30 protein-coding genes and 2 riboswitches are annotated in these 26,109 nt (G+C 28.0%); of the genes, 27 read left to right on the top strand and 3 right to left on the bottom strand.

Features of this window, described 5'->3' with window-relative positions; translation table 11 throughout:
* Nucleotides 1-2 precede the first annotated feature (2 nt).
* Nucleotides 3-1,295 (top strand): M18 family aminopeptidase, encoded by a 1,293-nt coding sequence (locus tag QX51_RS13480; protein WP_039680419.1) that lies wholly within the window; start codon nt 3-5, stop codon nt 1,293-1,295.
* Between the two features lie 340 nt (nt 1,296-1,635).
* Nucleotides 1,636-2,160 (top strand): peptidylprolyl isomerase, encoded by a 525-nt coding sequence (locus QX51_RS13475; RefSeq protein WP_039680418.1) that lies wholly within the window; start codon nt 1,636-1,638, stop codon nt 2,158-2,160.
* 228 nt (nt 2,161-2,388) lie between these two features.
* Here QX51_RS13475 and QX51_RS13470 read toward each other — a convergent pair whose 3' ends face one another.
* The 3 genes from QX51_RS13470 to QX51_RS13460 form a co-directional block, all read right to left on the bottom strand.
* Nucleotides 2,389-3,300: a manganese-dependent inorganic pyrophosphatase gene (locus tag QX51_RS13470; protein ID WP_039680417.1), complete on the bottom strand. Its 912-nt coding sequence runs from the start codon at nt 3,298-3,300 to the stop codon at nt 2,389-2,391.
* 385 nt (nt 3,301-3,685) lie between these two features.
* Entirely contained in the window at nt 3,686-4,015 is a 330-nt protein-coding gene (locus QX51_RS13465) for a hypothetical protein (protein WP_079764792.1), read from the bottom strand.
* A gap of 329 nt (nt 4,016-4,344) precedes the next feature.
* The gene (locus QX51_RS13460) at nt 4,345-4,596 is read right to left on the bottom strand and encodes a hypothetical protein (protein WP_039680416.1); all 252 of its coding nucleotides are present in this window, start codon (nt 4,594-4,596) and stop codon (nt 4,345-4,347) included.
* A 90-nt stretch (nt 4,597-4,686) separates the two neighbouring features.
* Between QX51_RS13460 and QX51_RS13455 the strand changes: the two genes are divergently transcribed.
* From QX51_RS13455 to QX51_RS13340, 25 genes are all read left to right on the top strand, one after another.
* Complete coding sequence (locus tag QX51_RS13455; protein ID WP_039680415.1) at nt 4,687-5,418, top strand: YkgJ family cysteine cluster protein; 732 nt, start codon at nt 4,687-4,689, stop codon at nt 5,416-5,418.
* A gap of 21 nt (nt 5,419-5,439) precedes the next feature.
* Nucleotides 5,440-6,351, top strand: a complete 912-nt coding sequence (locus QX51_RS13450; RefSeq protein WP_039680414.1) for an MBL fold metallo-hydrolase — start codon at nt 5,440-5,442, stop codon at nt 6,349-6,351.
* 49 nt (nt 6,352-6,400) lie between these two features.
* Nucleotides 6,401-7,201 (top strand): GTP diphosphokinase, encoded by an 801-nt coding sequence (locus tag QX51_RS13445; RefSeq protein ID WP_039680413.1) that lies wholly within the window; start codon nt 6,401-6,403, stop codon nt 7,199-7,201.
* Between the two features lie 58 nt (nt 7,202-7,259).
* Nucleotides 7,260-7,952: a metallophosphoesterase gene (locus QX51_RS13440; protein ID WP_039680412.1), complete on the top strand. Its 693-nt coding sequence runs from the start codon at nt 7,260-7,262 to the stop codon at nt 7,950-7,952.
* Nucleotides 7,953-8,052: 100 nt separating this feature from the next.
* Nucleotides 8,053-8,745 carry a hypothetical protein gene (locus tag QX51_RS13435; RefSeq protein WP_039680411.1) on the top strand — a complete coding sequence of 231 codons (693 nt, stop codon included), beginning with the start codon at nt 8,053-8,055 and terminating at the stop codon, nt 8,743-8,745.
* Nucleotides 8,746-8,871: 126 nt separating this feature from the next.
* Nucleotides 8,872-9,210 (top strand): hypothetical protein, encoded by a 339-nt coding sequence (locus QX51_RS21250; protein ID WP_242842744.1) that lies wholly within the window; start codon nt 8,872-8,874, stop codon nt 9,208-9,210.
* On the top strand, nt 9,180-9,428 hold the full coding sequence (locus QX51_RS21245) for a hypothetical protein (protein ID WP_242842743.1): 249 nt from the start codon (nt 9,180-9,182) through the stop codon (nt 9,426-9,428). The genes QX51_RS21250 and QX51_RS21245 overlap by 31 nt, the downstream gene beginning before the upstream one ends.
* Before the next feature lie 36 nt (nt 9,429-9,464).
* Nucleotides 9,465-9,950 carry a hypothetical protein gene (locus QX51_RS13425; RefSeq protein ID WP_039680410.1) on the top strand — a complete coding sequence of 162 codons (486 nt, stop codon included), beginning with the start codon at nt 9,465-9,467 and terminating at the stop codon, nt 9,948-9,950.
* Nucleotides 9,951-10,232: 282 nt separating this feature from the next.
* Nucleotides 10,233-11,252, top strand: coding sequence for a molybdopterin-binding protein (locus tag QX51_RS13420; RefSeq protein WP_039680409.1), 1,020 nt, complete (start codon nt 10,233-10,235; stop codon nt 11,250-11,252).
* A 37-nt stretch (nt 11,253-11,289) separates the two neighbouring features.
* Nucleotides 11,290-11,889 carry a molybdenum cofactor guanylyltransferase gene (mobA, locus tag QX51_RS13415; protein WP_039680408.1) on the top strand — a complete coding sequence of 200 codons (600 nt, stop codon included), beginning with the start codon at nt 11,290-11,292 and terminating at the stop codon, nt 11,887-11,889.
* Nucleotides 11,888-12,024: riboswitch (molybdenum cofactor riboswitch) on the top strand. (Overlaps the previous gene by 2 nt.)
* A gap of 141 nt (nt 12,025-12,165) precedes the next feature.
* Complete coding sequence (locus tag QX51_RS13410; RefSeq protein ID WP_039680407.1) at nt 12,166-13,371, top strand: molybdopterin molybdotransferase MoeA; 1,206 nt, start codon at nt 12,166-12,168, stop codon at nt 13,369-13,371.
* Nucleotides 13,372-13,382: 11 nt separating this feature from the next.
* Nucleotides 13,383-13,886, top strand: coding sequence for a molybdopterin-guanine dinucleotide biosynthesis protein B (gene mobB, locus QX51_RS13405; protein ID WP_039680406.1), 504 nt, complete (start codon nt 13,383-13,385; stop codon nt 13,884-13,886).
* 40 nt (nt 13,887-13,926) lie between these two features.
* A complete protein-coding gene (gene moaA / locus QX51_RS13400; protein WP_039680405.1) occupies nt 13,927-14,904 on the top strand; it encodes a GTP 3',8-cyclase MoaA in 978 nt (325 codons plus the stop codon).
* Nucleotides 14,905-14,917: 13 nt separating this feature from the next.
* A complete protein-coding gene (locus QX51_RS13395; protein ID WP_039680404.1) occupies nt 14,918-15,352 on the top strand; it encodes an MOSC domain-containing protein in 435 nt (144 codons plus the stop codon).
* 1 nt (nt 15,353) lies between these two features.
* Nucleotides 15,354-15,845, top strand: coding sequence for a MogA/MoaB family molybdenum cofactor biosynthesis protein (locus QX51_RS13390; protein WP_039680403.1), 492 nt, complete (start codon nt 15,354-15,356; stop codon nt 15,843-15,845).
* 107 nt (nt 15,846-15,952) lie between these two features.
* A riboswitch (molybdenum cofactor riboswitch) is annotated at nt 15,953-16,069 on the top strand.
* A gap of 165 nt (nt 16,070-16,234) precedes the next feature.
* Entirely contained in the window at nt 16,235-18,070 is a 1,836-nt protein-coding gene (locus QX51_RS13385) for an aldehyde ferredoxin oxidoreductase family protein (protein WP_039680402.1), read from the top strand.
* 94 nt (nt 18,071-18,164) lie between these two features.
* Nucleotides 18,165-18,389: a MoaD/ThiS family protein gene (locus QX51_RS13380; RefSeq protein WP_039680401.1), complete on the top strand. Its 225-nt coding sequence runs from the start codon at nt 18,165-18,167 to the stop codon at nt 18,387-18,389.
* A 4-nt stretch (nt 18,390-18,393) separates the two neighbouring features.
* On the top strand, nt 18,394-19,077 hold the full coding sequence (locus tag QX51_RS13375; protein WP_039680400.1) for a HesA/MoeB/ThiF family protein: 684 nt from the start codon (nt 18,394-18,396) through the stop codon (nt 19,075-19,077).
* Between the two features lie 112 nt (nt 19,078-19,189).
* Nucleotides 19,190-19,537: a helix-turn-helix transcriptional regulator gene (locus QX51_RS21820; RefSeq protein ID WP_052233056.1), complete on the top strand. Its 348-nt coding sequence runs from the start codon at nt 19,190-19,192 to the stop codon at nt 19,535-19,537.
* Nucleotides 19,538-19,617: 80 nt separating this feature from the next.
* Nucleotides 19,618-20,259: an ABC transporter permease gene (locus QX51_RS13365; protein WP_052233055.1), complete on the top strand. Its 642-nt coding sequence runs from the start codon at nt 19,618-19,620 to the stop codon at nt 20,257-20,259.
* A 14-nt stretch (nt 20,260-20,273) separates the two neighbouring features.
* Entirely contained in the window at nt 20,274-20,939 is a 666-nt protein-coding gene (locus QX51_RS13360; protein ID WP_039680398.1) for an ABC transporter ATP-binding protein, read from the top strand.
* 72 nt (nt 20,940-21,011) lie between these two features.
* Nucleotides 21,012-21,857, top strand: coding sequence for an ABC transporter substrate-binding protein (locus QX51_RS13355; protein ID WP_039680397.1), 846 nt, complete (start codon nt 21,012-21,014; stop codon nt 21,855-21,857).
* 106 nt (nt 21,858-21,963) lie between these two features.
* The gene (locus QX51_RS13350) at nt 21,964-22,929 is read left to right on the top strand and encodes an aldehyde ferredoxin oxidoreductase N-terminal domain-containing protein (protein WP_039680396.1); all 966 of its coding nucleotides are present in this window, start codon (nt 21,964-21,966) and stop codon (nt 22,927-22,929) included.
* Between the two features lie 18 nt (nt 22,930-22,947).
* Nucleotides 22,948-24,171, top strand: a complete 1,224-nt coding sequence (locus QX51_RS13345) for a molybdopterin molybdotransferase MoeA (protein ID WP_039680395.1) — start codon at nt 22,948-22,950, stop codon at nt 24,169-24,171.
* Nucleotides 24,172-24,187: 16 nt separating this feature from the next.
* On the top strand, nt 24,188-26,089 hold the full coding sequence (locus QX51_RS13340; protein ID WP_039680394.1) for a molybdopterin biosynthesis protein: 1,902 nt from the start codon (nt 24,188-24,190) through the stop codon (nt 26,087-26,089).
* The last annotated feature ends 20 nt before the right edge of the window (nt 26,090-26,109 follow it).

Here is a 26,109-nt window from a genome sequence, read left to right as displayed (position 1 = left end):
CTATGAAAAAACAATTTGCCGAGAATTTAATAGATTATATTTATAATAGTCCAACTGCATTTAATGCAGTAAAAACTAGTAAAGATTTACTAATGAAAAATGGATTTAAAGAATTAAAAATGAATGAAAAATGGCAACTGAAAGTTGGAGGAAAGTATTTTATAACAAAGAATGCATCTTCTTTAACAGCCTTTGTAGTAAATTCTGACAATATGCAAGAAGGCTTTAGAATAATAGGGTCTCATAGTGATTCACCTACATTTAGGATTAAACCTGATGCAGAAATGACTGTGGAAAATACTTATTTAAAATTAAATACTGAAGGCTACGGTGGATCAATACTAAGTACTTGGTTTGATAGACCATTATCAATTGCAGGTAGAGTAGTATTAAAATCTGAAGATATATTGTGTCCAAGAGAAGAAATAATTAATATAAATAGACCAATTTGTATAATACCAAACTTAGCTATTCACATGAATAGAACAGTAAACGATGGTTATAAGTTTAACAAACAAAAAGATACACTACCTCTAGTAGGATTACTAAATGAAACATTAGAAAAAGATGAGTTTCTATTAAAGGAAATAAGTAAAGCATTAAATATAAATAAAGAAGATATTCTTGATTTTGATTTATATTTATATGAATATGAAAAAGGAAGCATAATTGGTCCAAATGAAGAGTTTATATCTTCTTCTAGGTTAGATAACTTGTCTATGGCACATGCTAGTTTATATGCTTTAATAGATTCAAAAGGTAAAAAAGGTATAAATGTAGTTGCTATATTTGATAATGAAGAGGTAGGAAGTTCTACAAAACAAGGAGCTGATTCCAATATGTTACTAAACCTATTGGAACGAATTTGTATAAGTTTGAAAAAAGACAGAGAAGACTTCATTTCAGCTATTTATTCATCTTTTATGATATCGGCAGATTTGGCTCATGCTCTTCATCCTAATATTGTTGAAAAACATGACCCTACAAATAGACCAGTAATGGGTGGTGGGCCTGTAATAAAAATTAGCGCAAATCAATCATATACAAGTGATGCTTTTTCGGCAGGAATATACAAAAGTATATGTGAAAAATGTGGAGTAAAATATCAACAATTCGTAAATAGATCTGATGAGAGAGGTGGATCAACAATTGGGCCTATTTCATCAACACATTTAGACATTAATTCTGTGGATATTGGAAGTCCAATTTTATCTATGCATTCTGTAAGAGAACTTGGAAGTGTAGAAGATCACTACAATATATATAAAACATTTGTCGGATTTTATCAAATATAAGAAAATAATGATGAAAAATTCTGTAAATTGTTTTTGAAAATGTGGATAAGGGTTGAATAAGATGTTGATAAGCTGTAGATAAGTGGATAACTATGTGGATAATATGATTATAAAACGTAATGTTTTTTTTATATGTACAAATAAAAACTTTGTAATATAGTGGATAAAAATGAATTTTAAGGTATGTGGATATTGTGGATAGAAATGCTAAGATATCCACAGATATTTTATTAAACTGTTTTTAAGCATGGTAAAAAAATAATAGAGTAGTTATTTTTTTACAACTTAGTATATAATAATATATGAAAATACATAACAACTAAAGAAAGAAGGTAAAAATATGGAAAATAAAAATCCTATAGTAACTATAGAAATGGAAAATGGAAAAACTATAAAAGTTGAACTATATCCTCATATAGCTCCAAATACAGTAAATAACTTTATAAGCTTAATAGATAACCATTACTATGATGGAATTATATTCCACAGAGTAATAAGAGGTTTCATGATTCAAGGTGGATGCCCACAAGGAACTGGAATGGGTGGGCCAGGATATTCAATAAAAGGTGAGTTCAATAGTAATGGGTTCGCTAACAACTTAAGACATGAGAGAGGGGTAATCTCTATGGCAAGAACTATGATGCCAAATAGTGCTGGTTCTCAATTCTTCATAATGCATAAAAACTCTCCACACCTAGATGGACAATATGCTGGATTTGGTAGAGTAATAGAAGGAATGGATGTAGTAGATGAAATAGCTGATACTCCAGTTGATAGAGGAGACAGACCTAAAGCTGATCAAAAAATAAAAACTATGACAGTTGAAAAGTTCGGTGTAGACTATCCAGAAGTAGAAAAAATGTAGTAAATGGTATAAATAGAAATAAATACTATTTACAACTGGTGCTACATCATTTACAATATTTAAAGTAAATCCTAAAAATATAAACACAAACACCAGAATGAATAAACCATTGTAACAATGAGCAGAAAAATATTTTATAAAGAAAGTACTATTCTATAATACTTTCAAAATAAAAAATGACACAGATTAATCTGTGTCATTTTTTATTTCCTAGTTATACAATTTTGATTATATATTTTTAACCGCATCAGTTAATTTAGGTACTAATTGTTTCTTTCTTGAAACAACACCTTCAGCAAATACACCTTGAGAAGCATCTACACCAAAAGCTTCAGATATTACTTTATCTTCACCTTTGTAGATTAAATAAGAACCTTCGTTTATTATATCAGTTACAGCAAGAACTAACATGTCAAACTCAGTTGCATTTATGTAAGATAAGAACTCTTCTTTTTTAGATAAAACGGCATCTATATCTAAAGTCATAACTTGTCCTATACCAACTCTTTTGCCACTCATGTCGAATTCTTTGAAGTCCATGTTTACTATTTCTTCTATAGAGAATCCTTCTAAAGAAGTTCCAGCTTTAAACATTTCCATTCCGTATTTTTCGTAGTCAACTTTAGCTATTTCAGCTAATGCTAAAGCAGCTTCTTTATCTTTTTCTGTAGTAGTTGGAGATTTGAATATTAATGTATCTGATAATATTGCAGATAATAATAATCCAGCTATTTCATAAGGTATTTCTACGTTGTTTTCTTTATATAAGTTATAGATTATTGTACAAGTACATCCAACAGGCATTATTCTTACTGATATTGGAAGGTCAGTAGAAAGGCATCCTATTTTGTGGTGATCTATTACTTCTACTAAGTTAGCTTCTGCTATATCATCTGCAGTTTGTGCAACCTCGTTGTGGTCAACTAAAACAACATTTTGTCCCTTTATTGCCCCAGCTGGTAATACTTCTGGTGCATTTACCTTGAAGTAGTCTAAAACAAACTTAGCTTCTTTTCTAGGTTCTTCTAAAGCATAAGCTTTAGCTTCAACCCCTAATTGTTTTTTTAAATATGCTAATGATACTGCTGAGCATATTGAATCAGTGTCAGGACTTTTATGTCCGAAAACAAATAAACTCATATGTAAAACTCCTCTCATAAATTACTAATAGTAATTAACTCATTGTATTTTTATTAAAATCACATATGAAAATTAATATGCAATATTATTTTATATAATAATAATTATATCAAAATGTTGGCTAGAGTGACAATAATCTATTAATAGATGATAATTTTATTATTGTCTAATATTTTTAATGTAATAACAAAGAATGAATAATTATAAGATATAAGTTTGAATGTTATAAATTTATCAATATATATAAAATAATGAATACAAAACAAAAAATTTAAAATATTCAGAAAATTTCTTGACGTGAGAAAATTTTGGGATTACAATTGAATTATAAATAAGAGATAAATAAAAACTGGGGCCTGTTAAGGCCCCCTTATTTTTTTGAATATTAATTTTTACTTATAATTACTTTTTCTTGAAAATTCTTGATCTTAAAAATACTATTAGAATAATCAACCTCAAAGTTTGCAAAAGCAGAAAATAAATCTATATCTCTCATAAGGTGTACAGTCATTAAGTGACTCTCCTTATTAATTCTTAGAAGTATAGACCTAACATATGGAAATTGTACTCTAGAATTAAATATTTGCGATTCTCCCACGTTTATGTCTACGCATCTATAATTTATATCTATATACAAGTCTAAATCGTTAGCTTCTTCTCTTATGATCCTATAATCAAAATCACTATCTAATTTTAAGTTTCCTATTTCAATCATTATTTCACCTCGTAAATAAGTATTTGTATCTATATATTTAATATACAATATAAGTCATATTATCATAATATATCAATTAAAGTTTAATTTATATATTTAATACTTGCTAAATTGGCAGCAGAATTTTGTTTTAATTACAAAAAAATAGAGAAGAATAAATTTATCCTTCTCTATTTAGCAAAAAACGTAGCTTCCACTGGGGGAATGAAAGCTTATATTGGGGGAGATTGAGTTAAATATTTAAATTACATTAGTATTATTGTCTTTGTAATGAAAATTTATACATAAAAAAATTCGAAAGTTTTGTTAACCTTCGAACTTTTTATTTTTTATCTTTTAGGATTTATAAATGAAGCACCTAAATATTTTTTTATATCTTCATCTGAAGAAAAGTCGTCGATAAGTATTTCACGGCCTGAATCTTCTAAAATAACTAAAACTTCAGTATTTCCTTTTAAGAAAGCTTTTTTAACAGTTTCTTCTTTTACTTCTCTGGTTTTAGTTATTCCTTTTTTAGCTTTGTCAAAATCCTTAGTGAAATAACTTTCCATCATATTGATAATCTTTGTATATCTGTTCATTTAGTAAGATACCTCCTACAATTTATAGTAATAAATGTGATATAATAAGTTTTTATATTAACTTAATAATTATAACAAGGAGAATGTACAATGGCTAGTATAAATAATATAGATATTTTAAAAAGTATAGAATATGCTAAAAAAAATCAACTATTTGATGAACTTAATAATATATATGAAACGTTACCCAAGGGGCAGTGTACAGGTTGTGGAATTTGTTGTATGGAATCTGTGGGTGTTAATTTAATAGAATTTTTAAATATATATAACTATTTAGAAGATAAGCATGAGTTAAGAAAAAAATCTCTTGATAGAATAATGGATTATTATTTTATGGAGTTTATGGAGAAGAAATGTTGTCCTTTTAAAGATGAAAATAATAGATGTGGAATTTATGATGTGAGACCATTAAATTGTAGATTGTTTGGTCATTGGAAAAAAGAAGATTATAATAAAAATCTAAAAGATATAACTGAAAAGAATAAACAGTATAAAAATATAATTAAGGGTAAATATGGATTTGATATAAGTGATGAAGTTGTAAATTATAAAATAAAATATTGTGAAGATTTCATACCAGAAACTAGATATCTATCTAAAAGTGAAAGGCTTAACTTTGTTGATAATGTAATGGTTCTAGATTCTAGATTATTTTCGAAAGGAATTATAGATATAGAATTTAGAGATAGAGGAATTGTAGAATATTTTATCGATTCACTATTAGACCAAAATATGTCTTATAATATTAAAGTAAGGATTTCTAAAGAGAAAAATATATCTAAGAGAACAATAGGCAGATTGAAAAGAATGTTAATTAAATAGAAGAATTGGCAGGTGGGGTAAGTGAAGTTAATAAATATAAAAGGAGACACTTATTACATTAAGGGTGGTACAAACACAGGGGTAATTAGATTAGATAACAATAATTGTTTAATAATAGATCCAGGGCGTTATGGTATAAAACAAAGAAAGATGATTGAGCTATTAAAAGAAAATAATATGGTTATAAAATATATTATTAATACTCATGAGCATGGTGACCATTATGAAGGATCCAGTAATTTAAAAAAGCTTAATAATAATATTCAGATACTGTCATCTTCAGAAGCTAAAATATTTATAGATAATCCTAATAAATTTGCAGATTATACTGTAGGAGGAAAAGCTAATAAGTTTTTGAAATTTAAAGAGTCTTCAGAAGAGAGTCATGCGACCAAGGTTGATGATATAATTGAGGAAGGAAAGATAGTATTAAATAATAGAAAATTTGAAATAATTAAACTAAGCGGTCATACTGAAGGAAGTATAGGTATTTTGACAGATGATAAGATTTTATTTGTAGGGGATTTATTTGTAGGAAGTCAAATGCTAAAGAAATTTGATTTACTTTTATTGTACGATGTAAAGGAATATCTAAATTCTGTTAATAAGATAAAAGATATTGATTTTGAATATATGGTTTTAGGACATGATAAAGAAATTTATTCTAAGATAGATAGCCAGGGGATTATAAATAATCATATAAGTGCCGTTAACAATTATGTGAATCAAGTAAAAGATTTACTAAAATCACCAATAACCATAGATAATATATTAAAAAATATAATAATTAATAATAACTTAAGTTGTAACTATACAGAATATCATTATTTTAGAAGCAGCATAGTATCTATAATTAGTTACTTATGTGATTTGAATCAGATAGATTATAGTATAGAGTTGGGAGAAGTGCTTTATTATTCTAAAAAAGAATAAATTATGTTAAAATATATATGATTTGAAACTAGTATAAAGGGTGAATAATATGAAGTATGAAAAATGGGATGAAGTATTAGCTCCTTATGAACATGCAGTTGAAGAACTAAAAGTAAAATTTAAAAATATAAGAAAAGAATTTCTTACAAAGGGTGAATATTCTCCAATAGAATTTGTTACAGGGAGAACAAAAAAAATATCATCTATAATATCAAAGGCTAATAGATTAGAAGCTGAAGATATTGAAAGAGAAATTGAAGATATAGCAGGAATAAGAATTATGTGTCAGTTTGTAGAGGACATATATACTTTAGTAGATTTAATAAAATCAAGAACTGATATGACTATAGTATACGAAAAAGATTATATTACAAATTTTAAAGATAGTGGATATAGAAGTTATCACGTCATAATCAATTACCCAATTAACTCTATAGCTGGATACAAAGAAATATTATGCGAAATTCAAATAAGAACTTTAGCAATGAACTTTTGGGCTACTATAGAGCATTCTTTAAAATATAAATATGAACATTACATACCAGAAGATGTGGCAAATAGACTTAGAAGAGCTGCAGATGCTGCATTTTTATTAGACCAAGAAATGAGTGAAATTCGAGAAGAAATAATGAAAGCCCAGGTGATGTATCAAGCTAAATCACTTACAATTAGAGAAGTTTTAAGTAAGGTACAAGAATTATATGATTTAGGGGAAATTAGTAGGGCTATAAACTATCAAAGGAGACTAGATAGAGTAGATAGTCAAAAAGATATTAAAGAAATTGTAGCATTAAAAGAAGAAATAGAACAGATACTACAGTATTATAAAAATACGAGAATAGATGATTAGTGGGGGGCTGTCTTAATTAATTTAAGGCGGCTTTTTAAACATAAGAAAGGATGAAAGTATGAGTTTATATGCAATAGGTGATCTCCATTTCTCCACATCAGTAAATAAGCCTATGGATATATTTGGAGATAATTGGGACAATCATCAAAATAAAATAATAAATAACTGGAAAGAAATTGTAAACAATGATGATACAGTATTGGTACTAGGGGATACTTCTTGGGCTATGAATATGAATGAAGCAAAAGAAGATCTAGATACAATTAATAAACTACCAGGAAAGAAGGTATTTATAAAGGGAAACCATGATTTTTGGTGGTCATCATTAAGCAAATTAAGAACAAGCTATGAAGAAATTACATTTTTACAAAATAGTTTTTATAAATATGGAGATATAGGAATTTGTGGAACTAGGGGCTGGCTCTGTCCTAATGAAGTGAAATTTGATAAAGATGATGAGAAAATATATAAAAGAGAACAATTAAGATTAAAAATGTCTTTAGAGGCTGCTGTAAAAGATGGTTGTAAAGAATTAATAGTAATAACTCACTATCCACCTACTAATGATAAGCTTGAGGAGTCGGAATTTACAAAGATTTTTGAAAAGTATAACGTAACGAAAGTTATATATGGTCATCTTCATGGGAAAGATTCTTTTGAGATGGGCTTAAAAGGGAAACGAAATAATGTAGAATATATATTAGCTTCAAGCGACTATATAAATTTTAAACCAATAAAAATAATAGAGTAAGAAATCAAAAAAATGTAAATACTATAAAACATAATGCCTAAGAAATTAGAAAGTGGGGAATATTAGCAATTTTACTTAATTTAAAAAGGAGTGTTAATAAATGAGATGGATATTAGTATTCATACTTTTATATCTTATACCACTTACAGTTCTGTTTAAAAACTATAAAAGTTTTAAAAGGGCCTGTATTTATGGAAGTATTTATGTTGTTTTATCAACAACAATGGTAATTACAAATATATATTTAAGTGGTATTAGGGTTCTTGAAGATACCTTAGATTATGAGAATGATTTAGTATTGGAAACTTATCTGGATCAATATGATATAGAGCCTGTGGCAAATAATAAAACTATGAAAAAATCGGATTTGCAAAAAATAGATGAATTTAGAAAAGATATTTACTCTATTGAAAAGGCTGCTTTAACACCTATGAGAGAATGTCTTCCTTACACAAGTAATTTGCAGAAAAGTTTAGCTAATTTAACTCAAATAAAAAATGATGTGTTGTATGCAAAGGAAATGTGTGAAGATGTAGTAAAAATATATGATAATATGCAAGTGCCCACATTATCTAAAGATGAGTATACTCAGGAGTTAGATAGGGCGAGAATAAATGTAAGGAAAACATATGAATTAAGAACTATAGCTATGGAAAATTCCGTGAATTTAATAGATACAAAGAATCCTATTTATATAAATAAGATAACTGAATATCTAAAATTATCAGATAAAGAAATTGCTAGCTTTAAGAATAAAATAGATAGACTAAAAGAAAAAATTAATGAAGAATAAATAAAAAATCCTGTGGTTGTTTCTATATAACCATAGGATTTTTTATTTAATAATATAGTTATTCCAGTGCTTTTGATTTATACTTATTTATATGATATAATTACTTTTTCACAAAGATGGGATAGAATGAATAATTTAAATATTTGTATAGATATAGACAGAACAATAACTAGCCTGTACCATTTCATTTTTTACCTTAATGAAATGTATAATAGGAATATCAAAGAAGAAGATTGTACTATAGTTAACTGGTTTAAGTTATATGATGAAGATAATGAGAAGTTTATTAAAAAATTTCATGATAAATATATGCATTCATATGAAGAGGCTAAAATTGTAGATGGAGCAAAGAAGATTATAGAGGATCTGAATAAGAAAAATAATCTATACTTTGTTACAGCAAGGGGAAATGAATTACAAGATGTAACTACAAAATGGTTGGAAAAAATGAATTATCTAGCATAGAAATTTATATGTTAGGTATCGATTACAGAATAGATAAGGCTAAAGAGTTAAAATGTGATATATTTATAGAGGATAATCCTCTAAACGCCCTGCAGTTAGCTCAGGGAGGAGTAAGGGTATTTTTATTAGAAGCTAATTATAATAAAGATATAAAACATGACAATATAACTAAAGTTAAAGATTGGGAGCATATAAAAAGATTAATTAATAATATGTAATCAAGTTTTAATTATTAGAAAAGGAGGCGGGAGATTATGATACAACTTAAATTAAAGAATAAAAAAGGTCAATTTAATGTTAATAGTAAAGAAGTTAAGGATATTCTAGGAATTAGACAAGATATAGATTTTGTACAGGATATATCAAATACTATAAATCAAAAAAATATAATGGTTTTTGACTGTAAACTTGCTGAAAGTATATTTTCAAAAGAGTTAGCAAAGCAGCTTATTGAAGAATCAGCTGGTGATATAGATGAATCATTTTTTGAGTTATTCTTTGAAGATGTGAGAGCCTTCTTAAAAGATACTACGGATGAAATTGAGGCAGAACTACAAGAAATCTACTTAGTTGATAACATAAGATGTTGTTCCGATATTTATAGCATTAATGATGAATTTACAGATTTCAAATTTGTATTTGTTGTTAGCTTTAAAGAAACAACTATTGCTGTATTAGAAAATTTAGCTAAAATTGTTTCAAAGAGGCAGTTAGCAGGGGCATCAAAGTTTTATTGTTAACAATAAAGAATTATTTTTATTCTAGGATTTAAGTAATTTTTTATAAACTAAGATTATTAAATTGACAATGAAAATTGTAATAATTACAATTTATTTAAGAAGTTTGTTTTTATAAGAACTTAAACGACATTTTTAGAGTAAGATAATTTAGACAGATTCTAAATATATTATATATATTCTTATTTAGTATATATACGATATGAAGTAATAATCTGTCTTTTTTTATACGCAAAATTATGTAGTAGAAAATGGGTTATAAATTCATAGAGGGGAATGAAAATAATGAAAGAAATAAAAACAAAAGATGCAGTAGGTCACGTTTTATGCCATGATATAACACAAATAGTTAAGGATAAGGTAAAGGGAGTCGCTTTTAAAAAAGGCCATGTAGTAAAAGAAGAAGATATAAATACTTTACTATCTCTAGGTAAGGATCATTTGTATGTATGGGAAAAAAGAGAGGGCATGCTTCATGAAAATGAGGCAGCAATCATATTAAGAGATATATGCAAAAATGAATATATGGAAGAATCAGATGTAAAAGAAGGAAAGATAGAACTTTTTTCAAGTATAAATGGTTTATTAAAAATAAATATCGATAAGCTTAGAGAAGTAAATTCTCTTGGTGAAATGATGATAGCAACAAGACATGAGAATTTTCCTGTAAAAAAGGGAGATAAATTAGCGGGGACAAGAATAATACCATTAATAATAGAAGAAGAAAAAATGAAAAAAGCACAAGAGCTATGTAGTGACGGTCCTATACTTAGTATTAAGCCTTTTGTACATAAGAAAGTTGGTATAGTAACGACTGGTAATGAGGTATTTTATGGCAGGATAGAAGATACTTTTGGGCCCGTAATTATGGAAAAAGTAAAAGAATTTGATGTGGATGTGCTTGGACAAACTATTGTGAATGATAACCCTGAAAATATAACAAATGCAATCTTAGAATTTATTTCAAATGGAGCAGATATGGTTTTATGTACAGGAGGAATGAGTGTTGACCCTGATGATAAAACGCCAAAAGCAATAAAGGATACAGGGGCAGATATTGTTAGTTATGGTGCGCCAGTACTTCCAGGAGCAATGATGTTAGTATCATACTATAAAGGGAATATACCAATTATAGGGCTTCCAGGATGTGTTATGTACGCTAAAAGAACAGTATTTGACTTGATTCTGCCTCGCGTTATGGCGGATGAAAAAATTACTAAAGATGATTTGAGCAAATTAGGCTTAGGTGGTTTATGTTTAAACTGTGATGTATGCCACTATCCAAATTGTGGATTTGGTAAATGAGTATAGAAATTTTTAATGGAGATTTAGAGGTGATACTGTGGACATAGGAGCCTTAATACTTATGGGTGGACAAAACAGCCGTATGGGAGGAAATGTAAAAGGACTTTTAAAAATAAATGAAGTAACTTTTTTAGAACAAATAGTAGGTGTCTTGGAAGGTTTTTCCAATATATACTTATCGGTTAACAAAAAGTTTTCTTCAGAAGAAATTAAAAAATATGAAGAAATGGGATTATCAGTTATAGTAGATATCTACGATGATATTGGCCCTATGGGAGGAATGTATTCATCTCTTAAAAACTGCAAAGAAGATTATTTATTTATAACAGCATGCGATATGCCTTTTATAAATAAGGAGTTAATAAATGAGTTACAAGCAAATATGAAAAATAACATAGATATAGTACTTTTTTCTAAAAATAGATTATTATATCCTTTGGGTGCTATATATTCAAAAAATGTAATTCCTTATATGAAGGAATTGATAGATAATAAGGAATACAAGCCTTTAAAGTTAATTCGTAATAGTAATTTTGTTGAATTATTATTGGAGGATACAGATTTATCAGACGATGTTTTTAAAAATATTAATACACCAGAAGAGTATGAACAATTAATTAAATGTTACAATAAATAAAATTTAATATTCTCAAGCTAACATATCTAAGGATTAAGGTCTATGATATCTAGCCAGGCAAATTATATTGCCTCGGGTTAATATGGAAACATGCTAGCCTTCCATTGTTTGAAAAGAGAATTTATTTTTAGTTAAAGAGGTATTTATGACTTTAGCTTTATTTAACTATGTTTTCTTTTTAAATATAAAGATGACATAGTTTTTTATTGTTTTAATTTAGAAATATATTAAAGATAGCAGATTATATTAGAATCAGATATAAGAAGGAGATTATCTATGGAGAATATTGAGTTAGAACTTGCTTTGCAAATTATAGGTGAGTCAGTGAATCAAATAAGTAATACAGAAAAAGTAAATATAGAAGAAGCTAGGGGAAGAATAATAGGACAAGATATTTATGCACCAATAAATCAACCGCCTTTCAATAGATCGCCCCTTGACGGATATGCATTAAAATCAGAAGATACATTGGGTGCAAGCAAAGACAACCCAATTAAATTAAAGGTTGTAGATGAGGTCTTTGCTGGTGGTGACATAAATACTATATTGAAGAATAAGCAAGCTATTAGAATAATGACAGGTGCTGAAATACCAGAGGGGGCAGACTGTGTAATTAGACAGGAAAGCACTAATTATGATATGAATGAAGTTGAAATCTATTCTGAACTAAAAAGATACGAGAATTATTGTTTTGCTGGTGAGGACGTAAAAAAAGGAAGTAAACTGATTTCTAAAGGTGAAAAATTAACATATATACATATTGGCTTATTAGCTGTTATGGGAATTACACAAGTATTAGTACAAAGAAAACCAAAGGTCGGAATAATTAGTACAGGTGATGAAATTATTAGTGTCGGTCAAACTTTAGGCAAAGGAAAAATTTATGATAGTAATAGAGTTGCTATTTCAATGAGGCTTTTGGATTTTGGATGTGAAATAGTTAGTTCTAAGATTATATCAGATGAAGTCCATTATGTAAGTGAAGAAATATATAACTTAATAGATAAAGTAGATGTAATTATAACTACAGGAGGAGTTTCTGTTGGTAAAAAAGATATAATGCATGAAGTTATAAAAACAATAAATGCTAACAGATTATTTTGGAGAGTTAAGATGAAACCGGGAACACCTGCAATATACTCTATTTATAAAAACAAACCAATAATATCCTTATCAGGTAATCCATTTGCAGCTATAGCTACTTTTGAAATCATGGGAAAAGAATTAATTTATAAATTAACTGGAGATATAGATTTAAAACAAATAAGAGTAAAATCTATTATGGAGGATGATTTTCTAAAGTCTAGTAAAGGAAGAAGAATTGTAAGAGGAATTTATAAAAACAATAAAGTTTATCTACCTGAGGGAGGACATTCGCCAGGTATAATGTCTTCTATGCTAGGATGCAACTGTTTGATAGATATAAAACCTGGAACAAAACAGCTTTTAAAAGGAGATGAAGTAGATATTATACTTATATAGGAGAGGTTAATATGGGCAAGAAACCATTTTTATTAGCAATTAGCGGGTGTAAAAACTCTGGTAAAACTACATTAATTACAAAACTTATACCTAAGCTTTGTGAAAAAGGATATAAGGTTGCCACTATAAAACATGATGGACATGATTTTCAAGGTGATGAAGTTGGAACAGATACATATGAACATAAAAAAGCAGGAGCTTATGGCACTGCTATATTTTCTAATAATAAATTCATGATAATAAAAGAAGAAAAATCTGTTGATGAGACATATTTTATTAAACTATTTCCTGAAGCTGATATTATCTTATTAGAAGGATTTAAAGCTTCTGACTATCCTAAATTAGAAATTGTGAGAAAAGGAAATTCAAGCAAATCCGTATGTAGTAAAAAAAACTTAATAGGTATATTATCGGATTTAAAGGTTATAGACGGAAATTATAATATAATAGATTTAAATAATATAGACTTTATAACTGAAAAAATACTAGATTATATGAAAAGTTATGAGCAATAAATAGATTCATAAAAATTTAATCTATAAGTGGGGGATGTTTATGATAGATAAACTAAATAGAAAAATAGAGTATATGAGAATATCAGTTACAGATAGATGTAATCTTAGGTGTGTCTACTGTATGCCGGAGGAAGGTATAGAAAATATTTCTCATGAAGAAATTTTATCTTATGATGAGATTATCAGAATTTGTAAATGTATTGCAAATTTAGGAATAAAGAAAATTAAAATTACTGGAGGTGAACCTTTAGTAAGAAAAGATATAATTGATTTAATAAAAGAAATAAAAGGAATTAATGGTATAGATGAAGTAACTATAACAACTAATGGAGTGTTGTTATATGAAATGGCAGATCAATTATATGAAGCAGGAATAGATGCGATTAATATAAGTTTAGATACTTTAAATAGAGATAAATTTCTTAAGATAACAAGACGTGATAAATACGAAAATGTTTCTATGGCAATAGAAAAGCTTATTGATTTAGGTGTAAGGGTTAAAATAAATTGTTTAGCAATAAAAGAAAATAATTTATCAGAAATAGTTAAAATAGCGGCTTATTCTAAAAATAATAATATAGATGTAAGATTTATTGAATTAATGCCTATAGGATACGGCAAAAATTACACAGGAATTTCGAATGAAGTAATACTAGGTTTACTAGAAGATGAGTATGGTTCATTTAAAAAAGTAAAAGAAAAGAGAGGAAATGGCCCAGCAGTATATTATAAAAACGACAAATTTAAAGGATATATTGGTTTAATTAGTGCTATTAGTAATGAATTTTGTGAAACCTGTAATAGAGTAAGACTTACAGCAAATGGATTTTTAAAATTATGCTTGCATTATAATAAAGGCATAGATTTAAAAGAGCCTATAAGAAGTGATATTACAGATAAAGAGTTAGAAAACATGATATACCATGCCATAAGAAACAAACCACTAGGGCATAACTTTTATCATGATAGTAATATAGAAAATGTAGAAAATAAAAATATGGTACAAATTGGGGGATAAGGAGAGAAGAACAATGGGAAAAATTATTGCGGTATGTCTAAGTGAAAAAAAAGGTGTACAAAAGAAAAGCGTAGATGAGGGAATTTTTATTGAAGATTTTGGTATACAAGGAGATGCTCATGCTGGTAAATGGCATAGACAAGTAAGTTTACTATCTCATGAAAAGGTTGTAGCTTTTAATGAATTGGGAGCAGGTGTCAAGTCAGGAGCTTTTGGAGAAAATTTAGTTGTAGAAGGATATGACCTTAGAACCATACCAGTTGGAACTATATTTAAATGTAATGATGTAATTTTAGAAATCACTCAGATAGGTAAGAAATGTCATCAAGGATGCGAAATATTTAAGAAAATGGGTGATTGTATAATGCCAAGAGAAGGTATATTTGCAAAAGTGTTGCATGGTGGAGTAATAAAACCAGGTGATGAAATTTTAATAGAGGGAGAGTAGTATGTATAGAGTAGGAATAATAACAGCTAGTGATAAAGGATCAAAAGGAGAAAGAGTTGATGAAAGTGGTCCACAAATAAAAGAAATAGTTTCTAGTTTTGGATACCAAGTAGTTTATTACAAAGTATTACCTGATGATAAAGATACAATTTCAAGTGAAATGAAACAACTTTGTGATGAAAATAAGGTAGATTTAATTTTAACTACTGGAGGAACAGGTTTTTCGAAAAGAGATAATACTCCTGAGGCAACATTAGAAATAGCTGAAAAACTTGTACCAGGAATATCAGAAGCAATCAGAAGTTATAGCATGCAATTTACAAAGAAAGCAATGCTTAGTAGAGGAGTATCTGTTATAAGAAAAGAAACCTTAATAATAAATATGCCAGGAAGTCCGAAAGCTGTAAAAGAAAGTATGGAATGCATAATGCCTGCTTTAAATCATGGTATTGATATATTAAAAGGATCTGCTAGCGAATGTGCAAGAAAATAACTAAATTTTTTGACATGTCTAATTCCTTGCTGAGGATAAGGTATTAAATAAATATTCGAAATATATTGACAATTAAAAATATATGTACTACATTTAAAGTATAAAGTGAATATGAAATTCTCCGATTTTACCAAACCTAAGGTCTATCTATGGTTAGTAAAACAGTAGGGTATAATTAGAAATTTTTATGCCTCCCAATGGAAAGGAGATAGTAGAATTATAATACTGTCTATTTTCCAAATAGAATTTATTTGTGTGAAAAAGCCATCATTTAAAAGGTATTATAATACTTTTTACATGATGGTTTTTTATTTTAGATCTCAAGTAATGGATAAGAAGTCATAACTGGTTTAGCAAAAAATATTAAATAAGTTTAAGGGGGAAATGCTATGAATGGATATGTTGGAAAAGTATTAAGAGTTAATTTCTCTACTCAGGAAGTTAAAGTAGAAGAATTAAACTTAGAGTTAGCTCAAAAGTATATAGGGGCTAGGGGATTAGGTGTAAAAACTTTTATTGACGAGGTAGATCCTAAAGTAGATCCATTGAGTGAAGATAATAAATTAATTATAGCTACAGGACCATTGACAGGGGCTCCAATGCCAACTTCAGGAAGATATATGGTTGTAACAAAAGCACCTTTAACAGGTACTATAGCTATATCAAATTCAGGTGGTAAATGGGGAGTTAAATTTAAATCAACTGGATACGATATGATAATAATGGAAGGCAAATCAGAAAAGCCAGTTTACTTATATATAGATGATGAAACAGTAGAAATTAAAGATGCTGAAAAATACTGGGGAATGGTATCTTCTGAAGTAACAGATGCATTAACAGAAGCACATCCTGGAACAAATGTAATGTGTATTGGACCAGCGGGAGAGAAATTATCACCAATGGCAGCAATAATGAACGATGTGGATAGAGCTGCTGGTAGAGGCGGAGTTGGAGCTGTAATGGGTTCTAAAAATGTAAAAGCAGTAGTAGTTAAAGGAAGTAAAAAAGTAGAAGTAGCTGATTCTGAATTGGTTAAAAAAGTAAATGCTGATAAAGTCAATATATTAAAAAATGACCCAGTTGCAGGTGGAGGACTTCCTACTTATGGTACCGCTGTACTTGTTAATATAATAAATGAGAATGGTATACATCCAGTTAGAAATTTCCAAGAATCTTATACTGAAAAAGCTGATTTAATAAGTGGAGAAGCTATGACAGAAAATTGTTTAGTTAAAAAAAATCCATGTTATAGATGTCCGATAGCTTGTGGTAGATGGGTAAAATTAAATGATGGTAGAGAAGTTGGAGGACCGGAATATGAAACTTTATGGTCTTTTGGTTCAGACTGTGATATTTATGATTTAGATGCAATAAATAGAGCTAATGAGCTTTGTAACGAATATGGGTTAGATACAATTTCTGCAGGTGCTACGATAGCAGCGGCTATGGAGTTATATCAAAGAGGATATATAAAAGATGAAGAATTAGTAGCTGATGGATTATCTCTAAATTGGGGAGATGTTGAATCAATGGTTGCTTGGACTAAAAAGATGGGACTTAGAGAAGGATTTGGAGATAAACTAGCTGAAGGTTCATATAGATTATGTGAAAGTTACAATGCAACTCAATATTCAATGACAGTTAAGAAACAAGAATTGCCAGCTTATGATCCAAGAGGAGTAAAAGGCCATGGTATAACTTATGCTGTAAATAATAGAGGTGGATGTCATATTAAAGGATATATGATAAATCCAGAAATACTTGGAGTACCAGAAAAATTAGATAGATTAGCACTAGAAGGAAAGCCAGCTTATGCTAAGGTATTCCATGATTTAACTGCAGTAATAGATTCTATGGGACTTTGTATATTTACTACATTTGGACTAGGACTTCCTGACTATACAGAAATGTATAATGCAGTTTGTGGTGATATTTATACTCCAGAGACATTATTAGAAGCTGGAGATAGAATATGGACATTAGAAAAAATATTTAATATAAAAGCAGGCATAGATAAATCTCAAGATACATTACCAGAAAGATTATTAAATGATCCTATAGTTGCAGGGCCAACTAAGGGTGAAATATATGAATTAGATATATTATTACCTGAATACTATAGTGTTAGAGGATGGGATGAAAATGGAGTTCCTACTGAAGATACACTTAAAAAATTAGGATTAGATGAATACATTGGTAATATTGAGGCTGGAGCAACTTGCTAGCCATTAATATTATAAATTGACAGACTTGGACTATAATTTAAGGTAATAACCCCTAATATATTTAGGGGTTATTACTGTTGAAGGAGGTGAATTTATGGAAGTAGAGGTAAGATTATTTGCTACTTTCAGAGAAGGTAGAGAGAAAAAACAAAAAATAAAAATAAATGAGAATACAACCATATTAGATATTATCAATATATTAAATATAGATGAAAATGAAGTGGCAATTATGCTTTTAAATGGAAGAGATGGTAACAGTGATAGAATGTTGAATGATGGGGACGTTATATCAATATTTCCACCTGTTGGAGGAGGTTAAGGATATGAAAAAAAGATACTTAAGAAATATATCAACTCTTACACCTGATGAAAATGAAAAGTTAAAAGATTTTAGAGTTTGTATAATAGGTTGTGGTGGTTTAGGTGGATATATAGTTGAAATGCTGGCGAGAATAGGAATTGGTCACTTAACTGTTGTAGATATGGATATATTTGATGAAAGTAACTTAAATAGGCAAATTCTTTCAACTGAAAGGAATTTGGGGTATAGCAAGTCAAAAGAGGCTAAGGTTAGGGTTAATAATATAAACTCAGATATAAATGTAACCATAATAGAAGAAGGATTTAGTGAAGAGAATGGAATGGAAATAATAAGACATCATAATGTAGTAGTTGATGCATTAGATAATATTGAAAGTAGATTTTTACTTCAAAAATATTGTAAAAAATTAAGTATACCATTAGTACACGGAGCTATAGGAGGATGGTTTGGGCAAGTATGCACAATTATGCCTGGTGATGATACATTAAATAAAATATATAAACGTGATTATATTGGAATAGAAAATAAACTTGGAAATCCATCTTTTACTCCTGCTAATATAGCATCTATTCAGGTAAGTGAAGTGATTAAAGTTTTATTATCAAAGGGGGATATTTTGCAAAATAAAATGCTTATTATAGATCTTTTATATAATGAGTTTAATATTATTAACATAAGGAATTAGAGAATATATTTTATATATTAAAACTAAAATTCTTTTATAATATATAATTATAGTTAAGACTAATGGATTTAGCAACTTTCACTATTTTAAGGAAGGGGTATAAATTTAAATCATGCCAGATAGTAAATTTTATAGTAATCCATATGTCACTAAATCCATAAAGTATATAAATGACAATATAAAAAGGAAACTAACAATTGAGGAACTTTGTGAGAATGTACACTTATCTAAATTTTACTTTCTACGCATATTTAAAAAGGAGACTGGGATAACACCTTATAGATATATCTTAGATTGTAAAATTGAAAATATAAGGAATGATTTGTATAATGGTCTTGATATTAATACATTAGTAAGTAAATATGAGTTTTATGATTTGAGTCATTTAAATAAAAGTTTTATAAAAATTTATGGAATAACTCCATTGGAATATATAAAAATAAATAAAAATGGTAAATAATGTATGATAATGTTTGGGACATCAAAAGATAGTGTTATAATTATATTACTACTATTTTATAATCAGGAGAGGATATCATAATGGAAGTTATTGAAGTAATTGAAATTGTAACTAGATCATTGTATGTCACCGTAATAGCAACATGTATAGCTACTATAGTTGGGGTTTTTTTTAGTATAATTATATATTTAAATAATTTTCCTTTTAAGAAAACTATTACTACGATAGTAAATTCATTAATGAGTACTCCTCCAGTTATTATGGGGTTAATAGTATTTATATTGTTATCAAGACAAGGCCTTTTAGGAAAATTTCAATTACTGTTTACATCGCAAGCAATGATAGTAGCTCAAGTTTTTTTATTAATTCCCATTTGTATGAGTTTAACACTAGACTGTTTAAATAAATTTGGTAAAGAGATATTAGATACATGCAAAATACTTCAGGTTGGTAAAAAAGATACTATTCTTATTTTTATAAGAGAAATAAGATATCATATAATAACTGTTATTATAGCGACTTTTGGTAGGGGAATATCAGAAGTAGGAGCGGTAATGTTAGTAGGAGGCAATATAAGAGGAAAAACAAGGGTTATGACCACTTATATAGCACAGTCTACATCAATGGGAAATTTTGATGAATCTTTAATGATAGCAGCAATACTAATATCTATTTCATTTGTATCGACTTATTTTATTAGAAGATTACAACGAGATGAATAACTTGGAGCGGATTTATGATAAAAATAAAAAATATAGAAAAACAAATTAAATATCAGAAACCATTAAAAATAGATAGTTTAGAAATTGAAAAAGGATGTATTTACACTATCTTAGGTCATAATGGAAGTGGTAAGAGTACTTTATTAAAAATACTATATAATCTAACAAGTCATGATAATGGAGAAATAGATATAGAATCAAATGGTTTTTCATCGGAAATATGTCAAAATTATATAGCATATAACCCTCAAAAACCTTGTTTTTTAAGAGGAACTTTGGAAGAAAATTTTAATTATATTTACAAATATAGTAGCAATAAAAATTTATTAAATAGAAATCAATTAAAAGATTTAATAAGTGAGTTTAAATTAGAAAATAAACTAAATGTAGATGTTAGAAAGCTCTCTGGAGGAGAACAAGCAAAAGCTCAATTTATAAGAACCTTATTATTGAATAAAGATTATATTTTATTGGATGAGCCCATGGCAAGTTTAGACTTTGAAACGAGAGAACTTGTAGAAAAAAAAATTAGACAGCTAAAAAAAGAAAATCGAGCTATTGTACTAGTTACACATGATTTTATACAAGCAAGAAAAATTGGAGAAAAAATTATATTTATGGAAAATTTGAATTTAATTGGAATATATAACCCAGTAGAATTTTTTGATAAGATTATGTAGTTAAATTTACTAGATAGACAAATTTTTATAATTTTTCTATAGATAAAATTTTTAATTTAAGGGGGAGTTTTGATGAAGAAGGGTATTATAAGTATTATTACGGCGGTAATGATTTCTATTTCTATGGTAGGGTGTTCTTCTACGAGTACTGATGATAAAAATAAAGATGAAGCATCTACAGCACAAGAATTAACATTAGTAACAACAACAAGTTTAGATGATACAGGATTTTTAGCTGAGACATTAAAAGGTTTTGAAGAAGAAAATGGAGTGAAAGTAAATGTTGTAGCAAAAGGTACAGGAGAGGCCTTAGAACTTGGGAAATCAAAAGATGCAGACATATTATTTGTACATGCTAAACAAAAAGAAGAGGATTTTATAAAAGAAGGATATGGAATTGATAGAACTGAAATAATGTATAATTACTTTATAATAGTTGGGCCAAAAGATGATCCAAATAATGAAAAAATATCTAAATTAAGCGCTTCACAAGCATTCAAATACATAAGTGATAATAATTTAGTATTTACATCTAGGGGAGATGAATCAGGAACTCATACTAAAGAAAAAAGTTTATGGGAAGAAAGTGGATCAAAAAATGATTTTGAAAACTATAATGAAGTAGGTAAAGGAATGGCAGCTACTTTACAAATGGCAAGTGAAATGAAAGCATATTGCTTAACTGATATAGGTACTTTTTTAGCAACTAGAGATAACTTAGATTTAGAAGTAGTAAAAGATGCTGATGATAGCTTGAAAAATGTTTATAGTATTGTAACAATAAGTGATTTAGATAAAGATAAAGAAGGAATAACAAATAAATTAGTGGAGTACTATAAATCAGAAGATATACAAAATCAAATAAAAGAATATGGAGTTAAAGAATATGGAGAACCTTTATTCTTTGTATTTGAATAATATATGATTACGAGCCTTGTCTTTAAATTTCTACATTTAGAGACAAGGTTTTTTTAAATAAAAGTAGAATATTATAATTATGCTAAATCTTTGTGGAGGTAGTTATTTGAAAAGACAATTAACAGTAAATTTAGAATCTAAAGAAATAAATACAAGTTATATAGAAAATGATGACATAACTAGTGAAAATGATGATTTAATCTTTTCTACATCTTTATTAAGTGGATATCAAATTATTGGTGTTAATAGAATTGAAGTCTGTACAAAAAATATAAAATCAAAGGCTGGTGGTTATTTTTCTCATTATTTAAAATGTAATAACTATGATTTAATTAGGATTAAAGGAAAATCAGATATGCCTGTGTTTATTTATATTAATAAGAACTCGGTCAAAATTTATGATGCTGAAGAAATTTTTTTTATGAGTTATAAAGATAGCAAAGATATTATAAAGAAAATATTGGGAGAAGAAAATATAGAGGTGTCTAGTATATCTACAGCAGGGGCTCATAAACTAGATTTTTCTAAAATAATGTTTGGAGAAAAAAAATCTTGTGGTAAAGATGGTTTAGGTAAAATTATGGGAGAGAAAAATCTTAAAGCTATTGTGGTAAAAAAACAAGAATCTTTGAATTCACATGATGAAATTATTTTAAATAATATTAATGAAAAAATAAATGATAGATTAAACAAAGATGATTTAAATTCATATTTTTTGGATGAAAATAACTGCTATGGATGTAATATAAACTGCAAAAGTACATCAATACAAAAATTGACAAAGAGGGGAATAGACAATAAAAGAGCTGAAGTAATTGATAATGTTTGTAATGAGTATGGTATGGATAGTATTACATTTACAAAATTTTTTGATGGTGAAGAAGATATTTATAAATTAGCTGATAATATAATTAAAAATCCAAATGAATATAAAATAGATCATAATTCAAAAAAGGTAACTAAAAAAGAAGAAAATATATTCGATAAATTAGGGTTTTGTAGATTTTTAATAAATAAAGATATACTAACAAAAAAAGAATTAGAAGAATTAATTAAATTAGTTGAAAATTAAAGTTTAAGGGAGAGGAATATGAAGCTATTTGATGTAGTAAGCACTAAAGAGGCGCTTAATGTAATGAAAGAAAACTTTTCATTTAAATTAAGTGAGGAAAAAGTTAGTTTTTTTAATAGTGTAAATAGATATGTTAGTCAAGATATAGAATCAGAAATTAATGTTCCACATTTTAGGAAGTCTTTAGTAGATGGATATGCAGTATTAGCAAAGGATGTTTTTTTAGCAAGTGAATCAAATCCAGTACCGTTGAATTTAATAGGAGAAAGTTATATGGGGGAAATATGTAACAAAATATTAGATTCAGAAGAAGCTGTATATGTACCTACTGGTGGAATGGTGCCGGTTAATGCTGAAGGTGTAGTTATGATAGAGTATGCTGAAAAGCTAGGTGAGGATACTGTATTAATTGAGAAGGGTGTATCGTTAAATGATAATATTGTGGAGATAGGTGAGGATATAAAAGAAAAAGAAAGAATTTATGAAAAAGGACATCTTATAAATGAAAGGGATATAGGTGTATTAGCAGGAGCGAATATAAATAGTATACCAGTCTATAAAAAAGTAGTTGTAGGTATAATCTCTACCGGTGATGAAATATTAGATCTAGATGAGGGGATAAGAGATGCAAAAATAAAAGACATTAACTCTTATATGCTTTATGGGCAATTAAGTAAAATTTCATGTGAACCTATAATTTACCCTCCTGCAAAAGATAACTTAGAAGAAATAATAGAATTAATGGATAAGGCTATAAATGAATGTGATATGGTATTAATATCCGGTGGTAGCTCTGTTGGGAAAAAAGATGAAACTATAAGGGCAATTGAATCATTTGAAAATAGTAAAGTATTAATAGAAGGGATTGCGATAAAGCCAGGAAAGCCTACAATAGTAGCAAGTGTTAATGATAAATTAATATTAGGTTTACCGGGTCATCCGCTTTCATGTGGATTCGTTGTAGAAGCTATAGTTAAGCCATTTATATTATCTTTGTTTAATGCTAAGAAGGATAATAGGATTATTTTATGTGAGTTTGCTTACAATTATCATAAATCAAAAGGAAGAGAAGAATATATAGCTGTAGATATAAAAGAAGAAAGTAGAAAAATAATATGCGTACCAATATTTGCAAAATCAAGCGTGATTAAACATTTTGCAAATTGCGATGGATATTTGAAGATAGATAGAGAATTAGAAGGTATACATAAGGGTGAAATTGTAAAAGTGAATTTATTTTAATTAAAGGGGGAGTATCATGGGGAAATATTTATCAAATATACCTTTACAAGAAGGAATAGAAAAATATTGTAAGTTCTTAGATATCAATAAAGTTAGAGATACGGAGTACATTGATGTAGAAAAATCACTTAATAGAATGAGTAGTGAAGCGATTTATGCAAATTTATCTGCGCCTTTTTATAACTGTTCAGCAATGGATGGAATAGCAGTAAAAGCTGAATCAACATTTTTAGCAAATGAACAAAATATGATTACGCTGGAAGAAAGTAAAGATTACATAGTAGTTGATACAGGCGACCCTATACCAAAGGAATTTGACGCAGTAATCATGGTTGAAGATTTACTAGAAAAAGAAGATAATAGTGTGAAAATAATTAAGCCTGCTATACCTTGGCAACATATAAGATGCCTAGGTGAAGATGTGGTAGAAAAAGAAATGATTATTCCATCTTTTCATACAATAAGACCACAAGATATTGGTTCAATGATAAGTGGCAAGATAGATAAAATACAAGTATTTAAAGAGTTTAAAGTAGGAATAATCCCTACAGGGACTGAACTAATCGATAGACATGAAACTCCTAAAATTGGAGATATAATAGAGTTTAATTCTAGACTGTTTGAAGGATTAATACTAGAATATGAAGCAGTTCCAATTATATATCCTATAGTAGAAGATAATTATGAAAAGATAAAAACTAGTGTATTAAGAGCACTAGAAGAATGTGACATGGTTCTTATTAATGCAGGATCATCTCAAGGAAGAGAAGATTTTACTTATGACATAATTGAAGAGCTTGGTGAAGTTTGTATTCATGGCCTAGCAATAAAACCAGGTAAGCCTGCTATTTTAGGTAAAATAAATAATAAAGCTGTAGTTGGAATACCAGGATATCCAGTTTCTGCGTGGGTAGTTATGGAAAATATCGTAAAGCCAGTAATTAGGAAATCTATATATAAAGAAGTTAAGGAAAAGGAAAAAATTGAAGCAACATTAAGTAAAAGAGTTATGAGTACTTTAAAATATGAAGAATTTGTTAGAGTAAAGTTAGGGCTAATTAATAATAAATATGTAGCAACTCCAATAAAAAGAGGTGCAGGTACTATAACAACTTTGGTAAATGCAGATGGTGTTATAAGGATTTCTCAAAATGTAGAAGGTATAAACGAAGGAGAAAAGGTAGATATAGAATTATTAAAAGATATAAGTGAAATAAATAATACTATTATATCTATAGGAAGTCATGATATAGTTATGGATATTATTAATGATGAATTAATTAAAGAGTCTTTTGGTAAAGTTCATTTAAGCTCTACTCATGTAGGTAGTTTCCAAGGTTTATTATCAATAATAAAAGGTGAAAGCCATATAGCACCAATACATTTATTTGACGTTGAAAGTGAAACTTATAATATACCGTTTATAAATAAATATTTAGAAGAAGATGTAGCTTTAATTAAATTAGTAAAAAGAACACAAGGAATAATAGTAAAGAAAGGGAATCCATTAAATATTAAGTCAGTAAATGACTTAATTAATGTGAGATATATAAACAGACAAAAGGGATCAGGAACAAGAATTTTATTTGATTATCTTCTAAAGAAAAATAATATTAATAAGGATGATATTAATGGGTATGAAAGGGAAGAGTTTACTCACATGTCTTTAGCAAAAGCTATAGAAAATGGAGATGCAGACTGTGGTCTTGGGGTATACTCTGCAGCTCATATTTTTGATTTAGATTTTATACCAATTTGTGAAGAAGAGTATGATTTATTATTGAAAAAAGATATGTTAAATAGTAAATATATAAATTCTCTATTAAGCACAATAAATAAAGAATCTTTTATAAACAAAGTTAAAAGTTTAGGGGGATATAATTTAGAAAATATGGGAGAAGTGGTTTATATAAAATAATACTTATAATTGCATGATAA

The sequence above is a fragment of the Terrisporobacter othiniensis genome, from assembly GCF_000808015.1.
Lineage (GTDB): Bacteria > Bacillota > Clostridia > Peptostreptococcales > Peptostreptococcaceae > Terrisporobacter > Terrisporobacter muris.
This window is presented reverse-complemented; position numbering and strand designations above follow the sequence as displayed.